Source organism: Providencia sp. (assembly GCF_040396775.1).
Taxonomy (GTDB): Bacteria; Pseudomonadota; Gammaproteobacteria; order Enterobacterales; family Enterobacteriaceae; genus Providencia.
Map to the genome: position 1 here is coordinate 23,836 of NZ_JBEBNT010000022.1, position 25,957 is coordinate 49,792.

General features: G+C 40.4%; 22 protein-coding genes. 8 read left to right on the top strand and 14 right to left on the bottom strand.

Annotated elements, in window-relative coordinates:
• Positions 1-5 precede the first annotated feature (5 nt).
• Both nhaR and nhaA read right to left on the bottom strand, forming a co-directional pair.
• Positions 6-923, bottom strand: coding sequence for a transcriptional activator NhaR (gene nhaR, locus ABWP91_RS17575; protein ID WP_353244329.1), 918 nt, complete (start codon positions 921-923; stop codon positions 6-8).
• A gap of 193 nt (positions 924-1,116) precedes the next feature.
• Complete coding sequence (gene nhaA / locus ABWP91_RS17580; protein WP_353244330.1) at positions 1,117-2,292, bottom strand: Na+/H+ antiporter NhaA; 1,176 nt, start codon at positions 2,290-2,292, stop codon at positions 1,117-1,119.
• A 389-nt stretch (positions 2,293-2,681) separates the two neighbouring features.
• Between nhaA and ABWP91_RS17585 the strand changes: the two genes are divergently transcribed.
• Positions 2,682-3,530, top strand: coding sequence for an EamA family transporter (locus ABWP91_RS17585; protein WP_353244331.1), 849 nt, complete (start codon positions 2,682-2,684; stop codon positions 3,528-3,530).
• Positions 3,531-3,572: 42 nt separating this feature from the next.
• Here the strand turns inward: ABWP91_RS17585 and ABWP91_RS17590 are convergent, their stop codons facing one another.
• Genes ABWP91_RS17590 through ABWP91_RS17600 form a run of 3 tightly spaced genes read right to left on the bottom strand, consistent with a single transcriptional unit; the run spans position 3,573 to position 6,434 of the window.
• A complete protein-coding gene (locus tag ABWP91_RS17590) occupies positions 3,573-4,490 on the bottom strand; it encodes an alpha/beta hydrolase (RefSeq protein ID WP_353244332.1) in 918 nt (305 codons plus the stop codon).
• A 1-nt stretch (position 4,491) separates the two neighbouring features.
• On the bottom strand, positions 4,492-5,364 hold the full coding sequence (locus ABWP91_RS17595; protein ID WP_353244333.1) for an alpha/beta fold hydrolase: 873 nt from the start codon (positions 5,362-5,364) through the stop codon (positions 4,492-4,494).
• Positions 5,364-6,434: a sugar phosphate isomerase/epimerase family protein gene (locus tag ABWP91_RS17600; protein WP_353244334.1), complete on the bottom strand. Its 1,071-nt coding sequence runs from the start codon at positions 6,432-6,434 to the stop codon at positions 5,364-5,366. The genes ABWP91_RS17595 and ABWP91_RS17600 overlap by 1 nt, the downstream gene beginning before the upstream one ends.
• 182 nt (positions 6,435-6,616) lie before the next feature.
• On the opposite strand from ABWP91_RS17600, the gene ABWP91_RS17605 reads away from it, so the two are divergent.
• Both ABWP91_RS17605 and ABWP91_RS17610 read left to right on the top strand, forming a co-directional pair.
• Complete coding sequence (locus tag ABWP91_RS17605) at positions 6,617-7,210, top strand: TetR/AcrR family transcriptional regulator (RefSeq protein ID WP_353244335.1); 594 nt, start codon at positions 6,617-6,619, stop codon at positions 7,208-7,210.
• Positions 7,211-7,249: 39 nt separating this feature from the next.
• The gene (locus ABWP91_RS17610; protein WP_353244336.1) at positions 7,250-8,650 is read left to right on the top strand and encodes an amidohydrolase; all 1,401 of its coding nucleotides are present in this window, start codon (positions 7,250-7,252) and stop codon (positions 8,648-8,650) included.
• Between the two features lie 65 nt (positions 8,651-8,715).
• Here the strand turns inward: ABWP91_RS17610 and dnaJ are convergent, their stop codons facing one another.
• Together dnaJ and dnaK are read right to left on the bottom strand one after the other, a co-directional pair.
• The gene (dnaJ, locus tag ABWP91_RS17615) at positions 8,716-9,855 is read right to left on the bottom strand and encodes a molecular chaperone DnaJ (protein ID WP_219245687.1); all 1,140 of its coding nucleotides are present in this window, start codon (positions 9,853-9,855) and stop codon (positions 8,716-8,718) included.
• A gap of 109 nt (positions 9,856-9,964) precedes the next feature.
• Positions 9,965-11,875, bottom strand: coding sequence for a molecular chaperone DnaK (gene dnaK, locus ABWP91_RS17620; protein WP_353244337.1), 1,911 nt, complete (start codon positions 11,873-11,875; stop codon positions 9,965-9,967).
• Between the two features lie 336 nt (positions 11,876-12,211).
• Here dnaK and satP point away from each other — a divergent pair, with 336 nt between their 5' ends.
• Positions 12,212-12,778, top strand: coding sequence for an acetate uptake transporter (gene satP, locus ABWP91_RS17625; RefSeq protein ID WP_353244338.1), 567 nt, complete (start codon positions 12,212-12,214; stop codon positions 12,776-12,778).
• A gap of 57 nt (positions 12,779-12,835) precedes the next feature.
• Here satP and mog read toward each other — a convergent pair whose 3' ends face one another.
• Together mog and tal are read right to left on the bottom strand one after the other, a co-directional pair.
• A complete protein-coding gene (gene mog, locus ABWP91_RS17630; protein ID WP_225820256.1) occupies positions 12,836-13,417 on the bottom strand; it encodes a molybdopterin adenylyltransferase in 582 nt (193 codons plus the stop codon).
• Positions 13,418-13,606: 189 nt separating this feature from the next.
• Positions 13,607-14,560, bottom strand: a complete 954-nt coding sequence (tal, locus tag ABWP91_RS17635) for a transaldolase (RefSeq protein WP_353244358.1) — start codon at positions 14,558-14,560, stop codon at positions 13,607-13,609.
• 473 nt (positions 14,561-15,033) lie between these two features.
• On the opposite strand from tal, the gene yaaA reads away from it, so the two are divergent.
• On the top strand, positions 15,034-15,810 hold the full coding sequence (gene yaaA, locus ABWP91_RS17640) for a peroxide stress protein YaaA (RefSeq protein ID WP_353244339.1): 777 nt from the start codon (positions 15,034-15,036) through the stop codon (positions 15,808-15,810).
• Between the two features lie 191 nt (positions 15,811-16,001).
• Entirely contained in the window at positions 16,002-16,991 is a 990-nt protein-coding gene (locus ABWP91_RS17645) for an aldo/keto reductase (protein ID WP_353244340.1), read from the top strand.
• A 54-nt stretch (positions 16,992-17,045) separates the two neighbouring features.
• On the opposite strand, the gene ABWP91_RS17650 is transcribed toward ABWP91_RS17645, so the two are convergent.
• From ABWP91_RS17650 to ABWP91_RS17670, 5 genes are read right to left on the bottom strand one after another with little or no spacing between them, the layout of a single operon-like run.
• On the bottom strand, positions 17,046-17,477 hold the full coding sequence (locus ABWP91_RS17650; protein WP_353244341.1) for a DUF411 domain-containing protein: 432 nt from the start codon (positions 17,475-17,477) through the stop codon (positions 17,046-17,048).
• A gap of 45 nt (positions 17,478-17,522) precedes the next feature.
• A complete protein-coding gene (locus ABWP91_RS17655; protein ID WP_353244342.1) occupies positions 17,523-20,660 on the bottom strand; it encodes an efflux RND transporter permease subunit in 3,138 nt (1,045 codons plus the stop codon).
• 3 nt (positions 20,661-20,663) lie between these two features.
• Positions 20,664-21,932, bottom strand: a complete 1,269-nt coding sequence (locus ABWP91_RS17660) for an efflux RND transporter periplasmic adaptor subunit (RefSeq protein ID WP_353244343.1) — start codon at positions 21,930-21,932, stop codon at positions 20,664-20,666.
• Positions 21,933-21,949: 17 nt separating this feature from the next.
• On the bottom strand, positions 21,950-22,291 hold the full coding sequence (locus ABWP91_RS17665; protein WP_353244344.1) for a copper-binding protein: 342 nt from the start codon (positions 22,289-22,291) through the stop codon (positions 21,950-21,952).
• A gap of 8 nt (positions 22,292-22,299) precedes the next feature.
• Positions 22,300-23,688, bottom strand: a complete 1,389-nt coding sequence (locus ABWP91_RS17670) for an efflux transporter outer membrane subunit (RefSeq protein ID WP_353244345.1) — start codon at positions 23,686-23,688, stop codon at positions 22,300-22,302.
• Positions 23,689-23,841: 153 nt separating this feature from the next.
• On the opposite strand from ABWP91_RS17670, the gene ABWP91_RS17675 reads away from it, so the two are divergent.
• Together ABWP91_RS17675 and ABWP91_RS17680 are read left to right on the top strand one after the other, a co-directional pair.
• On the top strand, positions 23,842-24,525 hold the full coding sequence (locus tag ABWP91_RS17675) for a heavy metal response regulator transcription factor (protein WP_353244346.1): 684 nt from the start codon (positions 23,842-23,844) through the stop codon (positions 24,523-24,525).
• On the top strand, positions 24,518-25,903 hold the full coding sequence (locus tag ABWP91_RS17680) for a Cu(+)/Ag(+) sensor histidine kinase (protein ID WP_353244347.1): 1,386 nt from the start codon (positions 24,518-24,520) through the stop codon (positions 25,901-25,903). Before ABWP91_RS17675 ends, ABWP91_RS17680 begins: the two co-directional genes overlap by 8 nt.
• Positions 25,904-25,957 lie beyond the last annotated feature (54 nt).

Sequence of the window (25,957 nt, forward strand, 5' to 3'; positions counted from 1 at the left end):
TCAAATCACTGTTCCAGCCTATCAAATGGCACTGAAAATAATTCTGAAAAATCTTTATTACAAACTCGCTGCACTGCTGGATGCTGGATCATTCTTTCTGCAAAAATAACGTAATATTCTTCTTTTACATTTTCTAATCGACCCAATTCTACAATATCCTCACCACCTAACAGGTCAGGTGTATACTGTGAAGGAGCAACAAAAATCGCATTATAATGCATCCCAAATGCTTTCATTAGTGCAGCATCGTCGAACTCACCTAATACCTCAACTTGTAAGTTTTTATTCCGAATCCAAGCTAAGATATGTCGACCTAACAAGTAGCGTCTACCAGGAATGAGCAAACGTCGTTCTTCTAAGCATTCAGGGAATGGTTTTTTCGGGATTGGCTGACGGCAAAAAAAGCTCATATTGCATTCACCCAATTTGACAGAAAACAAACCTTCTTGCTGTGATGAGTCAACAGGACAATCCGATAAAATCATATCCAATTTATGTTGACTAAGCTGTTCTAATAACAGCTCGTGAGTAGATTCAAAACAACGCAAGTGAATCTGTTCATGTTCAACAACCGTCGTTTCTAATATTCGGCTAACTAGCTGTTTTGACAATGTATCAGCAACACCAACATCAAATAATAAGTTGGACTCTCGACTGTAGTTGACAATATCGAGCATTTCTTGGCTAAGCATAAACATTTTATCTGCATAGCGAAAAATGAGTTGCCCTAGTTCCGAAGGAACTAAGCCACGCCCTTGCCGCTTAAATAACTTACCACCTAAACGTTCTTCTAACGCCTTTATTTGCCCCGTTATGGTCTGAGGAGTCAGGTAAAGTGCTTCTGCTGCCCCAACGACAGAGCCCTCTTTGCATACATGCCAAAAGTAGTAAAGATGGTTAAAATTTAAATGTGAAACCCGCATATCGATTCCTTTTGTACCGTCAATAACAACCTTTGGTGCTATTCACCATACATATCTACCTGTACCCCATGACTCAGGAGCCTTTATTATGTATACCGCAGTATGCCCACAAAAAGACATACTGCGGCATATCATAGAATATTAGTTCGAAAATTCTTACTAATAATTAACTAAATTACTTTATAACTTTAATTCACGCTAATTGTTTTTGTTTCGGTAAGACTACCCTTAACATAAAATAACCAAGTAGCGCTGCAACTGTCGAGCCAATTAAAATACCTAGGCGTGAGTAAGTACTATATACCTCATCCATGCCATCAAATGCGAGGCCAGTTATAAAAATAGACATAGTAAAACCGATCCCACATAACACTGAAACAGCAAAAACTTGCTTCAAATTAATCGACTCTGGTAATTTGGCCAAACCAAGTTTTACCGAAATCCAACTAAAGAAGAAAATCCCAATTGGCTTACCCAATATTAGCCCTGCTGCTACACCAAGTGGCAATGGACTCAACAAGCCATCAAAAGTCACGCCCTGTAACTGCACGCCTGAATTTGCAAATGCAAAAATAGGTAAGATCAAATAAACAACCCACGGATGCAAGACATGCTCAAGCTCTTCAGAAGGTTTTGTTTGGTTTGTACCCCGTAATGGAATTAAGAAACCAACAATCACCCCAGCCAATGTTGCATGAACACCCGATTTTAATATACATACCCATAATACAAGCCCTATGACAAGGTACGCGGCCGTATTCTCTACTTTACGCCAGTTCATTGTGACCAATATTGCGATACATAATGCAGCTAAACCGAGCGCAATCATTGAAACAGAGCTTGTATAGAAAAAAGCAATAATGACAATAACACCAAGGTCATCAATAATGGCTAACGCCAATAAAAAGACCTTTAATTCTGTAGGTACGCGCTTACCTAATAACGCCATAACACCAAGAGCAAATGCAATATCGGTTGCCGCTGGAATCGCCCAACCTTGTTGAGTGATTTCATTTCCACCATTAAAAAGCAGATAAATTAAAGCTGGAGCAATCATCCCTCCTAATGCTGCAATTGCTGGAAATATAGCTTTATCACGACCTGCAAGGGATCCCTCCAATAATTCACGTTTAACCTCAAGACCCACGACTAAGAAAAAAATCGCCATGAGGAAGTCATTAATCCATAAAATTAATGGCTTATCTAAACCGAAGTCTGAAATTTTAATCGATACTGGAATCTCTAAAAATTGCTGATAAGCACCTTGTAATGGCGTATTAGCCATAATCAAAGCAACTATGGCAGCAATAATCAGGAGTAAGCCCCCTGCTGCTTCTAACCTTAAAAATTTACGAATAATTGCTGTCATTTCTTTTAACCTCAATATTTTTTGAATGTTAATATTATGCTAATTATTAATTCGTAAAAAATCGTTTATTTATCCATTAAAACTCGGAATTAACGATCTGTTTAGGTTAGAGATCACTCAAAATGATAAAGAAACGTTAATTTCACTATAGACAACTTTTATAAAAACAAATAATAAATTTTTTAAAAAAGTGACTTTATAAATTCAACTTTTTCTCGTTTTTTAATTTACATTTTTTGATGTTCTTCTCGCAATCATCTATTTTTTCTGTTCGAAGGGTTTCGCAATAATTTTTAATATGGGAGACTAAGTTACAACCATTTTGCAAAGCACTTCGCAAAAAAAATTTCTTTATTTTTCAAACAAAAAATAATCTTTATTCTTAAATTATGACCACTTATGTATTATTAGCCGTCCTTTTTGCTGCTTTTTGCCATGCGAGTTGGAATGCCTTAGTTAAATTTGGTAATGACCGTTTTTTTGGCCTCGTGATGATTTCTTTTTTTTCGGGTGCATTAGCCATCCCTGCAATATTTTGGTTAGGTTTACCATCTCCCGAAGCAATGCACTGGTTGGCACTATCGGTTTTGTTCCACATTGGCTACACCTACTTTTTAAGCCAAGCCTATACACACGGTGATTTGAGTCAAATTTACCCAATTTCACGCGGCTCTGCGCCATTGATTACGGCATTACTTGGTGCCTTATTATTCAATGAATTTATTCCCTTAATAGGCTTTATTGGCATACTGTTTATTATTAGTGGTGTTTTACTCATCGCCTTTGCAGGAAGAAAATTCAAATTAAATATCAAAGGGAAAGCGTTAACTTTTGCTTTATGTACTGCTTTTTTTACCGCTTGCTACACGCTTTCAGATGGCCATGGTGCACGTGCTAGTGAAGACCCTGTCGTATACACACTTTGGTTATTTCTATTAAATGGTATTGTTTTAACCATACCCGGTATTATCAAATACCGCGGAACACTAGTACTCGGTATGCAGCAATATTGGCGCTCTGGATTATTAGGCGGGCTAATGCAGTTAGTGAGCTATGGCATCGCTATTTGGGCCATGAGCCAAGCACCTATCGTGATGGTGGCTGCTATCAGAGAAACCAGTGTGCTATTTGCGATGTTCTTGTCGATTGTATTTTTAAAAGAAAGATTTAACCTGATGCGAGTATTAGCTTGTATTGTGATCTTATTTGGCATTTTGCTTGCCAAGCTTAGTGGCTAATCAACCATAAGGGATCGAAAATAAATATCAATCCCTTACATTTTAGTATGATAGTTTTATTTTTTTATAGATATCTAAACTTGCTTCACTAATATTCATCATATGAATAGCACAATGGATCATTCCTTCTAATAAAATGAAATTAACAGGCACCTCCGCTTCAAGCAAGCGAGTGCAATAATCCTGCGCATCATTCCTAACAGGGTCATATTCACAAGCAAAAACTGTGGCAGCCGGTAAACCTGTAAATGATGATGCCATTAAAGGATTCACCAATTCATGCCAACGCTCTGATTCATCTACCAAATACTCCCCCCAGCAATAATCCATAGTTTGTGTTGTTAAATCATAACCTTGTGCATATTTTTGATACGATTCACCTTTCATCAATGAATCCAATGCTGGATAAAATAATAATTGATGGCGAATATGTAGTTCAGGTATTTCTCTTGCCATCAAACAAGCTGCCGCAACTAAATTAGCGCCAGCGCTATCGCCCGCAACAGAAATTTGTTGTTTATCGAGACCAAATCGCTGCGAATTATGGTAAATAAAGCGCAATGCAGTAAAATAATCGTTTAATGGAATTGGGAACTTAAATTCAGGTGCTAAGCGATAATCAACTGAAAATACAATGTGTTGAGTTGATTCAGCTAATTGCCTGCAAGTTCTGTCCCATGCAGGCAACCCCCCTAAACACCAACCACCACCATGCGCAAAGATTAATGCTGGACGAGATTGAGCAGCTTCCATTCCATAGGGGATATAAGCCCGAACCTCTCTTTGTGCTCCATCTTCCATAGTGACAAAAAAAGCATCTTGAAAATATGCATCTCTATGCTCTCCTTGCTGAGAAATAATATCGTTATCAATATGTTGCCTTAATAACTCTAGACTATTGATAGGTATTTCTTCTGTTCGGGATTCCAGCCACTTAGCTATTTCAGGTCGTAATGACACCTCAACCACCTTTTTGCAAAAATTTAAGCACCAACGCATTAAATTCGTTAGGTTTTTCTTCCATAATAAAATGTCCGCAATCTTCCACAATGGCATGGGATAGTTGTGCAGTCACTTTTTTCATCGTCTGGTATGGCGCATCTTTTGTTGCATGCTCGGCACCAATGGCTAAAACAGGCATGCATAAAAGCTGTTGTTGGCGTTGAGTATTTTGCCTAATCGTCTCTGGAATTGATCGATAATAATTGAACCCTGCCGCTAACCGACCAGGTACACAATAGGCATCAATATAAGTCTGCGCCGCCACTTTATCTCGATGCCATGACCATTTATCAAATATATAATTTAAATAAATCGATTCACGACCAGCAATTAAAGCCTCGGGTAAATCAGCCACTTGATTAAACATAAAGTGCCATAAAAAAATGTTTTCCTCAGCGGGAACAAAAATAGGTGGAGCAGGCGCTAACCCCGGAATAACTGCTTCTGTTACAATTAAGCGTTCAACATTCTCTGGAAAATCTGATGCTAAGGCATAAGCGACCCACATTCCTATATCGTGACCAATGACCTGATAACGTGTATGCCCTAATTGATCCATGAGGTTTGCCGCTATTTTTGCTACCCGCCCTGTATCATAACTCCCTGTTAAAGGTACTGAATATCCCGTTCCAGGTGGGTCGATAGCAATTGCCTGATAACCATTATTCGCCAGTGCCACCATAATATGTCGCCATGCATACCACGTTTGTGGCCAGCCAGGTAACAAAAGTACCGCAGGCCCTTCACCCTGTGAGACATAATGTAGTTTATGGCCTTCTATTTCATGATAATGATGTTCAAAATCTATTAGCTTTGGGATATTTTTCATCATTATTTCTCACTTGGCTCAACTATTCCGAGCAAGGTATTGAGTTGTAGTTGGCTCACAGGTGCAGCCGCAAAATCATCAAAAACAGTGTCTGTAACCTCGATAATATGTTGATTAATAAACTCAACGCCTTCACGTGCACCATCTTCTTTATTTTTCAAGCAACATTCCCATTCTAGGGTCGCCCAACCTTGGTAACCATTCTGAGTTAACTTTGAAAAAATTGTTTTGAAATCAACTTGCCCGTCCCCCGTTGAGCGGAATCGCCCTGCTCTATCAGCCCAATTTTGGTAACCACCGTACATTCCTTGGCGGCCCGTTGGATTAAACTCCGCATCCTTCACATGAAACATTCGAATGAAATCTTTATAAATATCAATATATTCAATGTAATTAAGCTGCTGTAACACAAAGTGACTTGGGTCAAATAACATTTTACAGCGTGGGTGCATCCCAGTACGTTCATAAAACATTTCAAAACTAATGCCATCGTGCAAATCTTCACCTGGGTGAATTTCAAAACACAAATTCACATCATAGTCATTGCAGGTATCTAGAATAGGTAGCCAACGGCGGGCTAATTCATCAAATGCTGTTTCAATTAAGCCTTCGGGTCGTTGAGGGAAAGGGAACACATACGGCCAAGCAAGGGCGCCTGAAAATGTCCCCATATCTGTTAAGCCTAAACGCTTTGACGCTTTTACTGATGCCAATAATTGATTATGTGCCCACTCAGTTCTAGCCGTTGAGTTTCCTCTAAGCTCTGGCGGGGCAAAGTTATCGCACAGCGCATCATAGGCAGGATGTACAGCCATTAATTGGCCAAAAATATGGGTCGTTAATTCACTGATCACTAAGCCATATTCACTCAGCATGGTCTTGATTTCATCGCAATACTCCTGACTTACTGCCGCTTTGTTCACGTCAAATAAACGGTTATTCCATGCTGGAAGCTGAATCGCTTTGAAACCTTTTGCTGCTGCCCATTGCGCGATGTTTTCTAAGCTATTGAATGGAAAAACATCATCACTAAATTGGGCTAAATGAACGCTAGGACCTTTAATTGTTTGCATTTTATTCACTCTATTGTTTGTCGATCGACAAACAATAGAGATTTTGTATAATAAACACAACTGTTTTTTTAGCTAATGACATTCAACATCACATAATACTGAATCAATCTTATTGATTTATTTGTAATAAAAATATTTTCAATAAATAATAAGCCGTGTCGGTATCGTACAAAGGATAAACAATGGCAGGTAGACCTCGGGAATTTGACAGAGACGAAGCGCTCGTTAAAGCACGTAATTTCTTTTGGCAGCATGGCTATGAAGGGACATCCATGTCAGATTTAGTGGATGCAATCGGTATCGCATCAGCAAGGATCTATAAGGCTTTTGGCTCAAAAGAAGCGCTCTTTCGAGAAGCCATTGTCCATTATGAAACTCACGAAGGTGGCTTTGCTCTCTTGGCCTTACAAGAAGAAAAAATACAAAATGCGATCCACCAATTATTGACTGATGCCGTAAGCTTATACACTCAGCAAGGTCATGCTATGGGGTGTATGGTTGTTTCTTCAGCCAGTACGCTTAGTGAAGAAAATCATCCATTGCTTGAGTGGATGACTCAGCAACGCGTTGAACGTGGTAAGGGTATTGTGGCACGTTTCAAACAAGCCAAAGTAGAAAATCAGCTCACTGAAAGTGCAGACCCTGAATTACTCGGGCAATATTATTCCCTTATTTTACATGGACTTTCAGTACAGGCTCGCGATGGCGTCTCAAAAGAGACGCTGATGAAAGTCATTGATTTTTCATTAAATCAACTTAAACCTTTTCTTTTATAAAAAATAAAACCTGATTTTTCATTTAGATATGAGGTAGCAATGTCTTTTACAAAGTCTTTATTAGCCCTAGCAACAATGACGGCTTCTTTTGCCAGTTTCTCAGCCATACCTGCGGATATCATGATTGTTGATGGTACTGTCTTAACAATGGATGCTAAAAATCACATTATCGAAAAGGGTACCGTTGTCATTAAAGAAAATAAAATCATTGCGGTAGGTGGCCCTGAGCTTGTAAAAGATTACCAAGCTCCGAATGTGCTCAATGTTGAGGGCGATATTGTCATGCCCGGTCTGATTAATACCCATACTCATGCATCAATGACTGTTTTTCGTTCATTAGCTGATGATGTCCCAGACCGCTTACACCGTTATATATTTCCCCTAGAAAGTAAAATGGTAAGCCGTGAAATGGTTCGTGTTGGAGCAAATCTTGCTAACATTGAGATGATTAAAGGTGGTGTCACAACGTATGTTGATATGTACTATTTTGAAGACGAAGTGGCTAAAACGGTAGACAAAATTGGCTTAAGAGCGGTTTTAGGCGAGTCAGTCATCCAGTTCCCTGTTGCAGATGCAAAAAATGCAGATGAAGGCATTCAATACGCAGTGAATTTTATTAATCAATACAAAGACCATCCTCGCATAACGCCTGCTTTTGCCCCCCACGCCCCTTACACCAATTCAACTGAACATTTACAGCAAATTTCAAAGTTATCTCAAGAACTCGATGTTCCTGTGATGATCCACTTAGCCGAAACTGACCGCGAACAAGAAGAAATCGCGAAACGAACTGGCGGAAAGAGCCCCGTTCAATACATGGCTGACATTGGCGCACTGAATAACAAAGTCATTGCCGCACATGCCATTATGGTGAATGAACAAGATATGGATTTGCTGAAAAAATACGATGTCGGGGTCGCACATAATATCAGCGCCAATACCAAATCCGCGAAAGGTGTTGCACCTGTCACTACCATGTTAGAAAAAGGTATCCGTGTAGGGCTAGGAACGGATGGCCCAATGTCGAGTAATACTCTAACGACATTAAATGAGCTCAATTTAGTTGGTAAAATTCATAAGCTGGAGAACAAAGACCGAGCTGCAATGCCCCCACTCACTGTCGTCGAGCTAGCCACCAAAGGTTCAGCTAGAGTCTTACATATGGAAGATAAACTAGGCTCGCTTGAAGCAGGTAAGCTTGCAGATATCATTGTGATCGATACTAAATCACCAAATATGGTGCCGATGTATAGCCCATATGCTGCACTCGTTTATGGGGCGAATGGTGCCAATGTTCGCCATACCATTGTCGACGGTAAAGTTTTGATGCAAGACCGCCAATTGCTCACCGCAGATGAAAAAATGATTATCAAAGAAGCTCAAGATTTTGCAAACAAAGTACGCGAAACAGTTATCGCTAGTGGGGAAGTGGTTAAATAATATAAAAAAATGGCTGGCTGTGCATTTCACAGACCAGCCATTCTAATTTAGAGAATGATTAACACTTATTTATTCGTTAAATCATCAAAGAATTTTTTCACGCCATCTAGGAAGCTTTTCGAACGTGGGCTATTTTTTTCCCCGCTCTTGCCACCTAAGGACTCACCAAACTCTTTGAGTAACGCTTTTTGTTTCTCATTCAGTTTTACTGGCGTTTCAACAACAATGTGGCACATCAAATCACCTTGCAGGCCACCACGCACCGATTTCACACCTTTTCCTTTCATACGGAAAATTTTACCGGTTTGTGTTTCTGCTGGAATTTTCAGTTTCACACGGCCATCAAGGGTTGGTACTTCAATTTCACCGCCCAATGCTGCATCGGCAAAGTTGATAGGCACTTCGCAATGCAGGTTATTACCGTCACGTTCAAAAATATTATGAGGTAATACATGAACCTGAACGAACAGATCCCCTGCTGGAGCACCGTTCTCACCCGCTTCTCCTTCACCTGATAAGCGAACACGGTCACCTGTATCAACACCCGCTGGAATTTTCACTGACAGTGTTTTATATCTTTCAACACGCCCATGACCATGACATTTGTTGCATGGGTCTTTGATCACTTTTCCGCGACCATGACAGGTTGGGCAAGGTTGTTGTACCGAGAAAAAGCCTTGGCGCATATGCACTTGGCCCATACCATGACAGGTAGAGCACGTATCAGCACTGGTTCCCGGTTTCGCACCATTACCATGGCACACATCACAAGTTTCTAGCGTTGGAATACGGATTTCTTTGGTCACTCCACGGACAGCCTCTTCAAGAGTCAATTCCATGTTGTACTGCAGATCAGAGCCACGGCTTGGGCGTTGCTGTCTGCGACCGCCTCCGAAAATATCACCGAAGACGTCACCAAAGATATCGCTAAAGTCAGCACCACCGCCGAAACCGCCGCCGCCGCCCATTCCGCCTTGTTCAAATGCAGCATGGCCATATTGGTCATAAGCAGCTCGTTTCTGCTCATCAGAAAGAACTTCGTAAGCTTCTTTGATTTCTTTAAATTTTTCTTCAGACTCGTCTTTATTATCCTGATTACGGTCAGGATGGTATTTCATTGCTAAGCGTTTATACGCTCTTTTGATGTCTTTTTCTGATGCGTTCTTTTCAAGTTCTAAAACCTGATAAAAGTCTCTTTTTGCCATTTAATTTACCCTTAACATGCGGAACGGGCGCAGAGTTCCCTCAACGCCCGTATCCGGTATCAGTAACTATTAACCATCATCGCTACAGCTACTGCGCCCGCTAAGGGCATTATTTTTTGTCTTTGTCGTTAACTTCTTCAAACTCAGCGTCAACAACATCGTCATCTTTCTTCGCTTCTGCGCCAGCTGTACCGCCCGCTTGAGCTTGTTGCTGTGCGATTTCCAGAAGTTTTGCAGATGCAGTGACTAAAGCTTGGATTTTTGCTTCGATATCAGCTTTATCTTCGCCTTTCGCTGCTGCTTCTAACTCAGATGTTGCTTTTTCGATGTTTGCTTTATCGTCAGCCGGTAACTTGTCGCCCGCTTCTTCGATTTGTTTACGTGTACCGTGAACCAGTTGGTCAGCTTGGTTACGAACCTGCACTAACTCTTCAAATTTACGGTCAGCTTCTGCATTCGCTTCCGCGTCACGTACCATTTTTTCGATTTCTTCGTCGTTCAGACCTGAAGAAGCCTTAATGGTGATATTTTGCTCACGACCACTGTTTTTGTCTTTTGCAGACACATGTAAGATACCATCAGCATCGATGTCGAAAGTGACTTCGATTTGTGGCATACCACGTGGTGCTGCTTGGATACCATCTAAGTTAAATTGGCCCAGTGATTTGTTATCACCTGCACGTTTACGTTCACCTTGCAGAACATGGATCGTTACAGCGGCTTGGTTATCTTCCGCAGTTGAGAACACTTGGCTGTGTTTTGTTGGGATAGTGGTATTCTTCGAAATTAACGAAGTCATCACGCCACCCATAGTTTCGATACCTAAAGACAAAGGTGTTACGTCAAGTAACAGAACGTCTTTAACATCACCGGCTAAAACACCACCTTGTACTGCTGCACCCATTGCAACCGCTTCGTCTGGGTTAACGTCTTTACGTGGTTCTTTACCAAAGAAGTCTGCAACCACTTTTTGAACCATTGGCATACGTGTTTGACCACCGACTAAGATAACGTCGTTGATTTCGCTCACGCTTAAGCCTGCGTCTTGCAGAGCAACTTTCACTGGCTCCATTGAACGCTTAACTAAATCTTCTACCAGTGACTCTAATTTTGCACGAGTCACTTTGATGTTCATGTGTTTTGGACCTGTCGCATCAGCTGTGATGTATGGCAGGTTCACATCAGTTTGTTGCGCAGAAGACAGCTCGATTTTTGCTTTTTCCGCAGATTCTTTCAGACGTTGCATTGCTAACGGATCGTTACGCAGGTCAACACCTTGTTCTTTCTTGAATTCTTCAACTAAGTAGTTGATTAAACGTGTATCGAAGTCTTCACCACCTAAGTGAGTATCACCATTAGTTGCTAAAACTTCATAGGTTTTTTCGCCATCAACTTCATCAATTTCGATGATTGATAAGTCGAATGTACCGCCACCTAAGTCGTAAACCGCAATCGTACGGTTACCAATTTCACGGTCTAAACCATAAGCTAATGCCGCAGCTGTTGGTTCGTTGATGATACGTTTTACTTCTAAACCAGCGATACGGCCCGCATCTTTAGTTGCTTGACGCTGAGCATCGTTAAAGTATGCAGGAACAGTAATAACCGCTTCTGTAACTGGTTCACCCAAGTAATCTTCTGCTGTTTTCTTCATTTTTTTCAGAACTTCAGCAGAAACTTGTGGTGGCGCCATTTTTTGGCCTTTCACATCTAACCAAGCATCGCCGTTATCTGCCGCAATAATTTTGTATGGCATGATAGCGACATCGCGCTGAACTTCTTCGTCTTGGAAACGACGACCAATCAAACGCTTGATTGCAAATAAAGTATTTTCTGGGTTGGTAACAGCCTGACGTTTTGCTGGCTGACCAACTAAAATTTCACCATCTTGAGTATACGCAATGATGGAAGGAGTAGTTCTGTCACCCTCACTGTTCTCCAGAACACGAGCGGTAGTACCATCCATAATTGCAACGCATGAGTTAGTTGTACCCAAGTCGATACCAATAATTTTACCCATCTAAAACGCCTCCAAAGGAATTCTTTTCACTATGATTTCGATATCAATCTATATGCGGCTCAATATTTCTTTTTCAAGGGCGTTTTTAACCCTGAGCCTAAATTATTTTTCAATACGCAATAATTTACAGAGATATCGGTTGATGCTTTAAAGATGGGGTCGTAAATCCATTCATCAAGGGGGGAATTAAAAAAAATTTGCATTTATTGCAGAAAAACCTGTCTTGTGATCATTGTTTAGACAACTAAAACTGCGTATGATTCGCCGCCACCGCCATTTTACCGGTGTTTTTTCTCTTTTATCTATTTGAATTTTATATATTTTACCAGAGGTTATATGCAGTCTAGCTCTCTTGCAAATCCAGGCCCACTTGGTTTACTAGGCTTTGGTATGACAACCATCCTGCTGAATATTCATAACGCAGGATTTTTTCCGCTTTCATCCGTTATTTTAAGCATGGGTATTTTTTATGGTGGGATTGCCCAATTTATAGCAGGGCTAATTGAATATAAGAAAGGCAACACATTTGGCGCAACCGCATTTACCTCTTATGGGATGTTTTGGATTGCATTAGTGGGATTATTATTTTTACCTACCATGGGGTTAGCCGAAGCAACTTCCCCTGAATTTTTAGGTGTTTTTCTCGCGATTTGGGGCATATTTACTTTCTTCATGTTCCTTGGCACATTTAAAGCAAACTTTGTGCTGCAATTTGTTTTCGGTAGCTTAACTGTCTTATTTGCCTTACTTGCTATCGGCAATCTGACAGGCAACGCTGCACTACTCAAATTCGCAGGTTTCGAAGGAATTATCTGTGGCGCGAGTGCATTCTATTTAGCGGTCGCAGAAGTATTAAATGAGCAATATGGTAGAACTGTGCTACCTATTGGCCAACGCGGCTAATAATTACTAATGGTATTTAATCAGGTGAGTGAATACTCACCTGATTGTATTCAAAATTTATTCAGTACGAATTGCCGATTTAGGTCTAAATGCCTTCACTATGGCGGGATCAGTTTCCACATACGGGCCATCAAGCAATTGAATGCAATATGGAACGCTGGCAAAAATGCCCGATACCAACACATTACCTTCTTTATCTTTTAGCCCTTCTAATGTTTCAGCAATCGCTTTTGGCTGCCCCGGTAAGTTCAATATTAAAGCTTGATTGCGGATCACGCCAACTTGGCGCGATAAAATAGCGGTGGGAACAAATTTCAGGCTAATTTGGCGCATTTGCTCACCAAACCCCGGCATTTCACGATCGGCAATGGCTAATGTTGCATCAGGTGTCACATCACGGCGAGCTGGCCCTGTACCACCGGTTGTGAGCACCAAATGACAGGCAAATTCATCCACCAGCTCACACAACGTTTGTTCAATCATGACTTGCTCATCAGGAATTAACCGTGTTTCAATGCGAAAAGGGGTTGTCAGCGTTTTTGCTAACCACTCTTCGAGTGCTGGGATGCCTTTATCTTCATAAATACCGCTCGAAGCACGATCAGAAACGGAAACCAGACCTATGCGCAATTCATTCATACAAACCTCAAAAATTGACTTATCAGAAACTGTTTAATTTTGCCTATAAACAGGTGCGATATCATACCATGAAGCGTATTTCCGTGCAGCGTTGTGGTTTTTTTATATTTAAATTGAGAAGTAACTCAATGAATAATAGCCATAAAAAAACCCAACCAATTGGCTGGGTTTTGACGAAGCTAGAAAAAACTACAGTAAATCTGCAATCATTTTTTCCAGTTTTTCTTGGTCTACAGCGAACTTACGGATACCGTCAGACAGTTTATCAACTGCCATTGGATCTTGGTTGTGCTGCCAGTAGAATTCTGCTTCAGTCAGTTTATCGCCTGGCTCTTGCGTTTTACCTGCATCAGTCAGTTTACGCACTAATGTGCCTTCAGATTCAGACAGCTCTTTCAGTAAGCCTGGGGAGATAGTTAAGCGGTCGCAACCAGCTAATTCAATGATTTCACCCACATTACGGAAGCTTGCACCCATAACGACAGTTTTGTAGCCATGCGCTTTGTAGTAGTTGTAGATTTCAGTCACAGAAACCACACCTGGATCTTCTTGTGGTGCAAACTCTTTTTTATCAGTGTTTGCTTTGTACCAGTCAAGGATACGGCCCACGAATGGAGAGATCAGGTAAACACCTGCTTCCGCACAAGCGCGTGCTTGAGCAAAAGAGAATAATAAAGTCAGGTTACAGTTGATGCCTTCTTTTTCCAGTTTTTCCGCTGCGCGGATACCCTGCCAAGTTGACGCTAGTTTAATCAGGATGCGATCATTGCTGATACCTGCATCGTTATACATTTTGATTAAATGACGTGCTTTAGCAATACAGGCTTCTTCGTCATAAGAAAGACGTGCATCAACTTCGGTAGAAATACGACCCGGAACTAATTTCAGAATTTCCAGACCGATATTCACAGCCAGTTTGTCACAAGCGTCAATAATTTGTTGCTCGCGATTGCTGCTTTGCTTACGTGCCCATTCAACCGCTTCATCAATTAATTTACGGTACTCAGGAATTTGTGCAGCATTTAAGATCAGCGACGGGTTAGTGGTCGCATCTTGTGGTTTGTAAAGCTTCATTGCTTCGATGTCGCCAGTATCAGCAACAACAGTTGTCAGACTACGTAAGGAGGTCAGTTTGTCGGTCATTTCTTTAGTCTCGTTGTTATACCCGTCATATTTCAAGTTGTAGCGGTGTTGGCTACGCTCTCTCACTCTAGTCACATACTGATGTATGCTCCTAGAGACTCGTTTACTTGCCGCCTACCTACAACTCGAAGTATTTAGGGTAACCCGTCATGCTTTAAGTTGTCGCGGTGTTGGCTAACAGACTGCAACTTGAATTACTTTGCGTATTATAAAGGAATTGTGGCTATCGCCGCACCGTCTACAGATAATATCATGCATCCATATTGCTGCAAGCAAGGAAATCTAGTCAAAAGCAACTATTTGATTGGCAATCGGTTTCGCAACTTGATATCAAGCTGAATCCTTTTAGCGAAATATCTCGTTAGCTAACAATAGCAAAGAATAATATTGATTTGGCTTATTGCATCAATTAGCTATTTAGGATGAATTTTTGCTAAAGTAAGCGTTATTATTCTTTTATAAAGGGTCAAGTCATGCTTATTACTATTTCACCTGCAAAAACATTAGACTACGAAAGCCCACTTGCGACAGCGGAATTTACACAACCTGAGTTATTAACGGAATCACAAAAGCTTATCAAAGAATGCCGTAAGTTAACTCCCGCAGATATTGCCAGTTTAATGAAGATCAGTGATAAGTTGGCAGGTCTCAATGCTGCGCGTTTTGCAGAATGGCATGCTGAGTTTACCCCTGAAAATGCACGCCAAGCTATTTTAGCCTTTAAAGGCGATGTTTATACGGGGATGCAAGCAGAAACATTTTCCCCAGCAGATTTCGAGTTTGCCCAGTCCCATTTACGCATTTTATCTGGCCTTTACGGTATTTTGCGCCCATTAGATTTAATGCAGCCCTATCGCCTTGAAATGGGAATTTCACTAAAAAATACCCGCGGTAAAAACCTATATGAATTCTGGGGCAATATCATTACAAAACAATTAAACCAAGCGCTTGCTCAGCAAAAAGACCAAGTGTTAGTCAATCTGGCTTCTGATGAATATTTTAAATCAGTAAATACCAAAAAATTAGATGGGCAGATTATTAAGCCTGTTTTCCTTGATGAGAAGAACGGTAAATACAAAGTTATCAGTTTTTATGCAAAGAAAGCGCGTGGCTTAATGAGCCGGTTTATTATTCAAAATAAACTGACAAAAACGGATCAATTATCCGACTTTAATTTAGAAGGCTATCAATTTGATGAAAGCCAATCTAAAGGTAATGAAATCATTTTTACCCGCCCAGAACAGATCTAATCTTCCAATAACGGGTATTTACTCACAGTGAATACCCGTCACTTTCAATGCATCACAAAATTCTTGGGACGCCATCACAATTTCACGATAAAACAACCATACTAAATCAAATTAGCACCGATTCCTCAGCTCATATTTGGGGTTTATGACAGTATTAAAGAGCTTTTTGCTCACTATTTTGGAGGTGAAGTATGCCTTATGTTGCATCATCAAAGCGCTATACTGAAATGGAATACCGTTTATGTGGCCGTAGTGGATTACGTTTACCACTGATTTCATTAGGGTTATGGCATAACTTTGGCGATAACAAATCGTTTGATAACTGCCAAGCTATGTTACGCCATGCTTTTGACCTTGGTATTACGCATTTTGATCTTGCCAATAACTACGGTCCTCCGCCAGGATCTGCCGAAACGAAATTTGGCCAGATCTTACAACGTGATTTTCTGCCTTATCGCGATGAAATGATCATTTCATCAAAAGCGGGATATACCATGTGGGATGGCCCCTACGGGGATTGGGGAAGCAAAAAGTATTTAGTTGCCAGCCTCAATCAGAGTTTAAAACGAATGGGCCTTGATTATGTGGATATTTTTTACCACCATCGGCCAGACCCTGATACGCCATTAGAAGAAACCATGGGTGCTCTTGACCTTATTGTTCGCCAAGGGAAAGCGCTGTACGTTGGGATTTCAAACTACCCCGCAGATTTAGCGAAAGAAGCCATTAGTATCCTAACGGAATTAGGAACGCCTTGCCTTATCCATCAGCCCAAATATTCCATGTTTGAACGCACACCCGAAGAAGGGTTACTCGATTTACTTGAAGAAGAAGGTGTAGGTTCAATCGCATATTCTCCTCTTGCTGGCGGGATCTTAACGGATCGCTACTTAAATGGGATCCCCGCCGATTCACGAGCAGCGGGCAACCCGTCATTACCCCCAGAACGACTCACTTCTGCCGTCTTAGCAAAAGTTAAACAATTGAATGAGATTGCAACGAAACGTGATCAAAAACTGAGCCAAATGGCATTAGCGTGGTTATTACGCCATGATAGGATAACTTCTGTTTTGATTGGGGCAAGCCGAATTAGCCAAATTGATGACGCGATGGGAATTTTAAAAAACCGCGATTTCAGTCAAGAAGAACTAAAATCCATTGAGCTGATATTAGAAAGTTAATGCTATTCACACAAGTTGCAGGGTACCCTGCAACTTAATGAATTTTTTTCTAAATTAACGGTATTCGCCATTGGCTTTAAATTGAACTACTGAATATGGCTGCGTTCTTCCATCTGGCTGCTCCATACCCAAACTGCCGATTGGCATACCTGGCACTGAAATTCCAACCACATCCGCAGGTAACGCATCAATCGCATCCAGACTACTCACAGGCACATGCCCAACAATTACTTTGCCTTTGTATTTAGCGACATGGCAGCTGCGTAAGTTGTATGGCACATTTAGCTCATCATTCAGTTTGCTCAATTCATCATAGCTGACTTCATTGACGACTACGTCATATCCTGCTTTTTTAACCCCTTCTCCCCATAATTGGCAGCAACCACAGTTGGCATCTTTATACAGTTGCACGCTCTGGTTTTGAGAAAATGCAGAAAATGCAGAAAATGACAGTAAAAACATTCCACCTAAAATTATCTTTTTCATTGCTATTTACCTTATCAATAATGATGGCTAATACTTCAAAAATATCTATTTTTTATGGCGTATTTGGCAGATCAATTTATACGCAGCAGGAATGATAAATAACGATAATAATGGTGCAGTTATCATTCCCCCAATCATTGGGGCTGCAATTCGACTCATCACTTCTGAGCCAACTCCTGTACCTAACAATATGGGTAATAACCCCGCTAAAATAACAGCTACCGTCATGGCTTTTGGCCGAACACGCAATACTGCCCCTTCATATAACGCACTATCCAAATCCTGATTGGATAATGAATTTATTCCTTGCAGTTTTTCTCTATCCTCAATGGCATGTCTTAAATAAATCAACATCACCACACCAAATTCGGCAGCCACCCCCGCGAGTGCAATAAAGCCGGTGCCTGTTGCAACGGATAAATTAAAGTCCATCCAATACAAGAACCAAATCGCACCAACTAAGGCAAAAGGTAGACTTAATAAAATCAATAAAGCTTCACTAAAGCGCCTAAAGGCTAAATAGAGCAAAACAAAAATAATCATGATGGTCGCGGGTACCATTAACATCAATTTTTGATTGGCTCTTTCAAGTAATTCAAATTGCCCAGTGAAGGAATAGCTGACTCCCGGTTTCATTTGAATATTATCTTTTATCGCCGTATCGATATCATTAATAACAGAGACCATATCTCTATCTCGTGCATCGATATAAATCCAACTGGTTGGCCGTGCATTTTCTGTTTTCAGCATCGGTGGCCCCATTTGCACCATCACATCAGCCACATCACTGAGAACAATTTGTTGCTTATTAGGTGTCAAAATCGGTAATAATTTCAGTGCAGAAACACTGTTTCGGTAATCCTGTGGGTACCTTAGGCTAATGGGGTAACGCTCAATCCCTTCAACCGTTTCCCCTATCATCTCCCCGCCCGTGGCCGTTGAGATATACACCTGCACATCACTGACACTCATACCAAAACGAGCTGCTTTCTCCCTATCGATTTTGACATCAATATACCGACCGCCCACCAGCCGTTCAGCTAATACAGATACAACCCCTGGGACTGTTTTAGTTACTTTTTCAATCTGTTGTGCAAATGCATCGATTTCTTCGAGATCTTTCCCTGATACTTTGATACCTATCGGGCTTTTGACCCCAGTGGAAAGCATATCGATTCGATTACGAATCGGTGGAACCCATAAATTAGCAACTCCCGGTAAACGCACAGTTTCATCTAACTCATCGATAAGCTTTTCCAGTGTCATCCCTTCACGCCACTCAGACTGTGGCTTTAAACGAATGGTGGTTTCGATCATTTCCATCGGCGCCGAGTCAGTGGCGGTTTCCGCTTTTCCCACCTTGCCAAAAACAGTATCAACTTCAGGAATGGTTTTGATTAACTTATCAGTATTTTGCAATAAAAAAGCCGCTTGAGCAGGAGAGACCCCCGGCAAGGTCGACGGCATATACAGTAAATCACCCTCGTTAATTGATGGAAGAAATTCACCCCCTAAATGCTTTAATGGCCATATCACCGTGAACAATGACAGAACACCAATCAGCAATGTCGTTTTTGGCCATGCCAATACTTTTAATAAAATTGGGCTATATATTGCAATTAGCCAACGATTGAGCGGGTTTTTATTTTCATTTGGAATATTACCGCGTATCCAATACCCCATTAATATCGGGATCACTATCAACGCTAATGCAGCGGCGCCCGCCATGGCATAGGTTTTGGTAAATGCCAAAGGCCCAAATAAACGCCCTTCTTGGCCTTCCAACGTAAAGATAGGAATAAAAGAAAGCGTGATAATAAGTAAGCTGATAAATAATGCTGGCCCAACTTCAACTGCCGAGTCCGTAATTAATCTCCAACGCTGCGTATTATCGAGAACTTGCCCTTCATGTTGATGCTGCCATTTTTCTAATTTTTTATGGGCATTTTCAATCATCACAATAGCCGCATCAACCATTGCGCCAATCGCAATCGCAATTCCCCCAAGCGACATAATGTTTGCATTTATTCCTTGGTAACGCATAACAATAAACGCAATGAATAGCCCTAGAGGTAAAGAAATAATTGCCACTAAAGCAGAACGAAAATGCCATAAGAAAACTGCACAAACTAGGGCAACAACAATGAATTCCTCTAGTAGTTTATAGCTAAGGTTATCAATCGCATTATCAATCAGAATGCTTCTATCATAGGTTGTGATGATTTCAATGCCTTCTGGTAAACTAGCACTTAAATCCTCAAGCTTTTGTTTTACATCATGAATAACATTTCGTGCATTTTCACCTGAACGTAATAAAATGATCCCGCCGACAACTTCACCTTCCCCGTTAAGCTCAGCAACGCCACGGCGCATTTCAGGGCCTTCTTGAATACGGGCGACATCTTTCAAGTAAATCGGGACGTTGTTTTCCGCCGTTTTTAGGTAGATTTGATTAAAGTCATCCATAGATTGCAGATAACCATTGGCTCTAACCATAAATTCAGCTTCAGCAATTTCGATGGAAGACCCACCAGCCTCTTGGTTGGCCATTTCAACAGCTTGTTTTATTTCAGGTAATGTCACTGAGAATTGCGATAACTTAAGCGGATCAACAATGATTTGATAAGATTTCACCACACCGCCAACCGTGGCAACTTCAGAAACGTTTGGCAGCGCTTTTAATTCATATTTCAAAAACCAATCTTGAAGTGAACGCAATTCAGCTAAGTTATGTTTTCCACTTTTATCAACTAATGCATATTCAAATACCCAGCCTACACCCGTTGCATCTGGACCAATTGAGGCAACTGCACCTTTTGGCAGTTTTGATTGGACTTGGTTTAAATACTCTAAGACTCGTGAGCGAGCCCAATATAAATCGGTATTATCTTCAAAAATGACATACACGTAAGAGTCACCAAAGGCCGAAAATCCGCGAACTGTTTTCGCCCCTGGCACAGATAACATGGTGGTCGTAATCGGGTAAGTGACTTGGTTTTCAACCAGTTGTGGGGCTTGCCCTGGGTAAGTCGTTTTGATGATCACCTGTACATCAGACAAATCAGGTAAAGCATCAACGGGCGTGCTACGAATGCTCCATATCCCTGCAATGACTAAAAATACCACGCCCATTAACACTAAAAAGCGATTTGCCACCGAGCGTCTTATAATCCATTCCAACATAGTCTACTCCTGAGATTTATGTAATGAATGATTTGATGACTCGGATTGCGCGGGAAGCGCTTCCATTCGGGCTAATGCGCCCGCAATATTGGCTTCTGAATCGATAAGAAAAATGCCTTGCGTCACAATCTTTTCGCCAACTTGTAACCCTTGTGAAATAGCCGTTGTTTGCTGGGATTCAGTGATAACACGCACTTTTTTAGGGATAAATTCCCCTTGATCCCCTACCACAATAACGTGTTGTTCTTTCCCTGAATCCACAAGGGCTTGAGAGGGAATTAATAAACTTTCTTGGCCTTTCGCCTGCAAGTTTAAATAGGCAGTCATGCCTGGCTTTAATACATTGGTGTTATCTTCAATTTCAGCGCGAATATTAATGGTGCGACTTGCTTGATCCGCACTCGGTAATATCAACCAATTTTTCACCGTAAATTGCTGAGTTGGATAAGCGGGAATAGACACCGAAAACTGAGCTTGTTTGGTTAATAATTCCGCTACTGATTGGGAGACAGATGCATTCACCCACAAAGGATTGGTTCCTTGTATTTGGGCAATAGTTACCTCTTTAGAAATATTCATACCTAAACGCAGATTTAATGCAGTAATAACACCAGATATCGGCGCTTGGATGGTAAAACGTGTTTGCACTTTCCCTGTTTTAATAAATTGGGAGAGTGCGCCTTCAGGCATCCCATTTAATCGTAAACGCTCAGTCACACTATTAAGATCAGCTTGGCTTGCCCCCATTTGTTTTAACGCTAAATATTCACTTTGCGCCTCAACCCATGCGGGGATCGTCAAATCTGCAATTGGAACACCCTTTTGAATACGCTCACCCACTGTAAATGGATACACTTTTTCAACAAAACCACTTTCCCTTGCTTGCACAATCGCAAATTGGTGATCATTAAACGTAATTTCGGCAGGAAATGTTAAGTCATAGCTGAGTTGCCCCCATTTTACCTCAACCGTTTTTAACCCTAAATTTTGGGTTTGAGTTGGGTTAATAGTGATCCCTTTACTATCTGCTGATCCTTGGTTTTCATCGGCATATTTAGGCACAAGATCCATGTCCATAAATGGTGACTTACCCGGTTGATCAAACTTGGTATTTGGGTACATCGGGTCATACCAATACAACACCGTGCGTTCTTGTTTTTCCATTGGTTGGCGACTATTTTCTTCAACAAAAAAATAGCGATAAAACAAGATTGAGATAACGCTCGATATAATAATAACCAACAGCAATTTAGTGAGGTTAACTAATGACATAACATCTCTCTATCTAATTAGTTTATTTTTTCGACGGATTTCAATATTGAAAGATTACCCTTTTGTTCAAAGGAAAATTTTAATTCGTCATTATCTTGTAAGCCTTTAATCATATTTTCATCTTCATAAGTGAAGCGCATCGTCATTGGCGGCCAACCAATACTTTCAATCTCTTTGTGGTTAATCGTTAATTTCTTATTTTCTCTATCAATAGAAATTAATTTCCCTTCCGTATTGATAACAGGTTCTGCAACTTTTTCAGGGTAAACAGAATGATTATGATCCGCCGCATTTGCGTAACCTGCCACAGTGAACATGCTGATTGAAAGGGCAAACACAATGCCATTTAACTTTTTCATACTTATCCTCATGATTTAATAAACCCACCACCAAGTGCAGAGAATAAAGTCACCTCATTCTTCTGCTGTTCGATTTTTAACTTCAGTAAATTTTGCTGCTCAGTAAATAAGCTTCTTTGTGCTTCAAGCACGTCTAAATAACTGGATCCGCCATAGCGGTAACTGGCTTGCTTTTGTATCAAGACGCTCTGCAATGTATTGACATACAGTACCTGTGCACTTAATTGCTTTTCCAAACTCGACTTAATAACCAATGCATCCTTCACTTCACGAAAAGCCACTTGAATACTTTTTTCATAGTTCACAATGGCTTTATTTTTGCGAATATTTGCTAGCTCTAGATTTCGGCTATTTGTTCCTCCTGTAAAAATAGGTAGGGTGATTTTGGGAATAAAATTCCAAATACCATTTGAGGAATCAAATAAGCCTGACAACGAATCATTGCTGTTAGAAACACCCGTGTTGAAAGAAATAGAGGGGAAAAATGCAGCCCTTGCCACACCAATATTGGCATTCTCAGAAATGATATTTTGCTCTGCTGCCATAATGTCTGGGCGGCTTAATAGAATATCCGACGATAAAGTTGAAGGCGCTGTAATCAAAGGGTAATTAAGCGCAAAGCCACCTTCTGGTATTTTGACTTTTTGAATGTAATCATTCGTTAAAAAATTCACTAAATTTTCATTTCTGGCAATTTCGCTGTGAATATTTTCGATGTTGATTTCAATTGACTGGACTTGCCCTTTCGCTTGTTCTAAATCAGCCAATGTCGCTTTTCCTGCTGCCACTTTTTGTGCCACGATCGACTGGCTATTGAGATAACTCGTTTTCGTCTCTTGTGCAATTAATAAGAGCTGTTGGTTATATGCGACATCTAAATAAGCCTCTGCGACCGTTTTAATGGTTAAAATTTGAGTCGCTCTGTGCATCTCTTCTGAGGCAATAAATTTGGCCCTATCTGCATCTGTTAAGTTCTTTATTCGCCCAAAAAAGTCCAGTTCATAGCTAATATCTACGCCTGCATTGTATTTTTTATCGAATGCAGCACCTTGCTGTAACCCTTGAGTATACTCGCTTCCCATTGAAGCGTTAATTTGAGGATATTTTTCTGCGCTAGCTAGCCCAAAACGAGCTCGAGCCTCTTCGACATCTAATGCCGCTAAATAAAGATCACTATTTTTCTCAAGCGCGCGTTGAATAACCGCTTTCAGTTGCGAGTCTTGAATAAACACTTGCCATCTTGGTACTGAAAATGTCGATTTTTCACTTGAGGTGAGTGCACCGTTGTTTAATTGATTCGGTACATTTAAATTTGGACGTTGGTATTCAGGTGCTAATGAAACACAGCCACTTAAAATTAGGGCATTCGCTATCAATAATATTTTGGGAAAATACATGGTATAGCCATGCCTCTGATAATTAACATTGACGTTATAGTAAAAAAAGCTGCCTGTTAGATTCATGACATGAAAATGACAAATTTGTCATTTTACATTTGAGGATTTCAATGCTTAGAATGAAGTAGTGCAAATATTGTCGTTGAGGTGACTGTGAAATTACTTATTGTGGAAGATGAACATAAGACCAGGGAATATTTATCCAAAGGGTTAACAGAATCTGGCTTTGTGGTTGATGCAATAGAGAATGGGATCACAGGTCTGCATATGGCGACGACAGAAGAGTATGATTTAATTATTCTTGATGTGATGCTACCCGATATTAATGGCTGGGAAATTGCCAAGAATTTGCGAACAATGGGAAGGAATACCCCTATATTAATGTTAACTGCATTGGGTAATGTTGAGCATCGAGTAAAGGGACTCGAATTGGGAGCCGATGATTATCTAATCAAACCTTTCGATTTTTCTGAATTACTGGCACGTGTTCGAACATTATTGCGCCGAGGTAATAATAGCATCCAAAAAACCCAATTTCATATTGCAGATCTTCATGTCGATTTAATAAAACGCCGCGTTACCCGTGCCAATGATAAAATTAATTTAACCAGTAAAGAATTCGCGCTACTTGAATTTTTTGTTTTACACCAAGGAGAGGTTTTATCTCGCTCTTTAATTGCCTCCAAAGTATGGGACATGAATTTTGATAGTGATACTAACGTCATAGACGTGGCAATTAAACGTTTGAGATCGAAAATAGATCTCAATTATGAGCCCAAATTGATCCACACTATCAGAGGAATGGGGTATTTATTAGAGATCCCAGAAAATGATTAAATTATTTCATACGCCAGTCTCTATTTTAACTCGGCTTGTCGTTTTGATCGGTGCAACGCTCTCACTGGCTTTATTATTATTTAGTTGGATCATGATCAACTCCGTTGTGCTGCATTTTAAACAACAGGATGAATATACCTTAAGTCAGATAAATTTAACCATTAGCAGCTTATTAAGTGAAAATTCTGATCCACAAAATGAACAATTTTCGCGTATAAAAACCATTTTAAATGAGCACCAAGATATTGCTGTTTACCTTTCAGATAATCAGGGTAATACGTTAGTTTCTCCCAATACGAATAAAGATATTATTGAAGCATTAAAAAACTATAATGTTGAAAAAGATAACCACGACCAATATCTTAAAAATTACCGTATAGCACAAAGCCATATTCAAGTTGGCGTTCAGAATGATACAAAACAATATCGGTTAGTAACCGCACTGTCTCTTAACTTTCACCACGATTACCTTAGCTCACTAATCAATAACTTAATCATCAGCGCTATTTTGCTATGTTTATTAACGATTTTTATTGTCTATTTTCTGGTGATTAAAGGGCTTAAACCTCTTAAAGAAGTGAGTGATGAAATCAAAAATGTCACCTCTGAAAATTTAAGTGTTCGGTTAGACCCCACATCTGTACCAAAAGAATTAAAACAGCTCACTGAGTCATTTAACCAAATGATAGTCAAAATTGAGGATGTCTTTGTTAGGCAAACTAATTTTTCAGCCGATATCGCCCACGAGATGCGGACACCGATTACAAACCTAATGACCGAAACTCAAATTTCATTAAATAAAAGCCGTACAAAAGAAGAGCTCGTCGAAGTCCTTTATTCAAACCTAGAAGAATACAACCGACTTTCTCGAATGATTTCAGATATGTTATTTCTTGCCCAAGCTGATGATAATCGGCTCATTCCTGAGAAAAAACAAGTGGATGTACTGTCTGAAATTGCACTTATTTTCGATTATTTTGAGTTTTTAGCCGAGGACAATGAAATTCAGCTTAAAATGGTGGGTGAAGCTAACCCCATTTTAGCCGACAAAGACATGCTAAGAAGAGCACTGACCAACTTAATTTCTAATGCAATTCGCTATACGCCAAAAAGCAACGCGGTAAGTATAAGCCTAGCGAATGTCAAAAATGGCATCGAAATTATTGTTAGTAATCCTGGAAAAAAAATCCCAGAAGAGCACCTACCAAAGCTGTTCGACCGTTTTTATCGTGTCGATAAATCACGCCAGCGAAAAAATGAAGGAAGTGGTATCGGCCTCGCCATTGTGAAGTCCATTATATTGACCCATAAAGGAACTATCAGCGTGGCGTCTGATGAATATTCAACACGATTTACCCTTTTCTTACCCAATAACTAAACATTTAACAGTAAAATGGCAAGATTGTCATTTTGCTGTCAGTATTAAGACAGT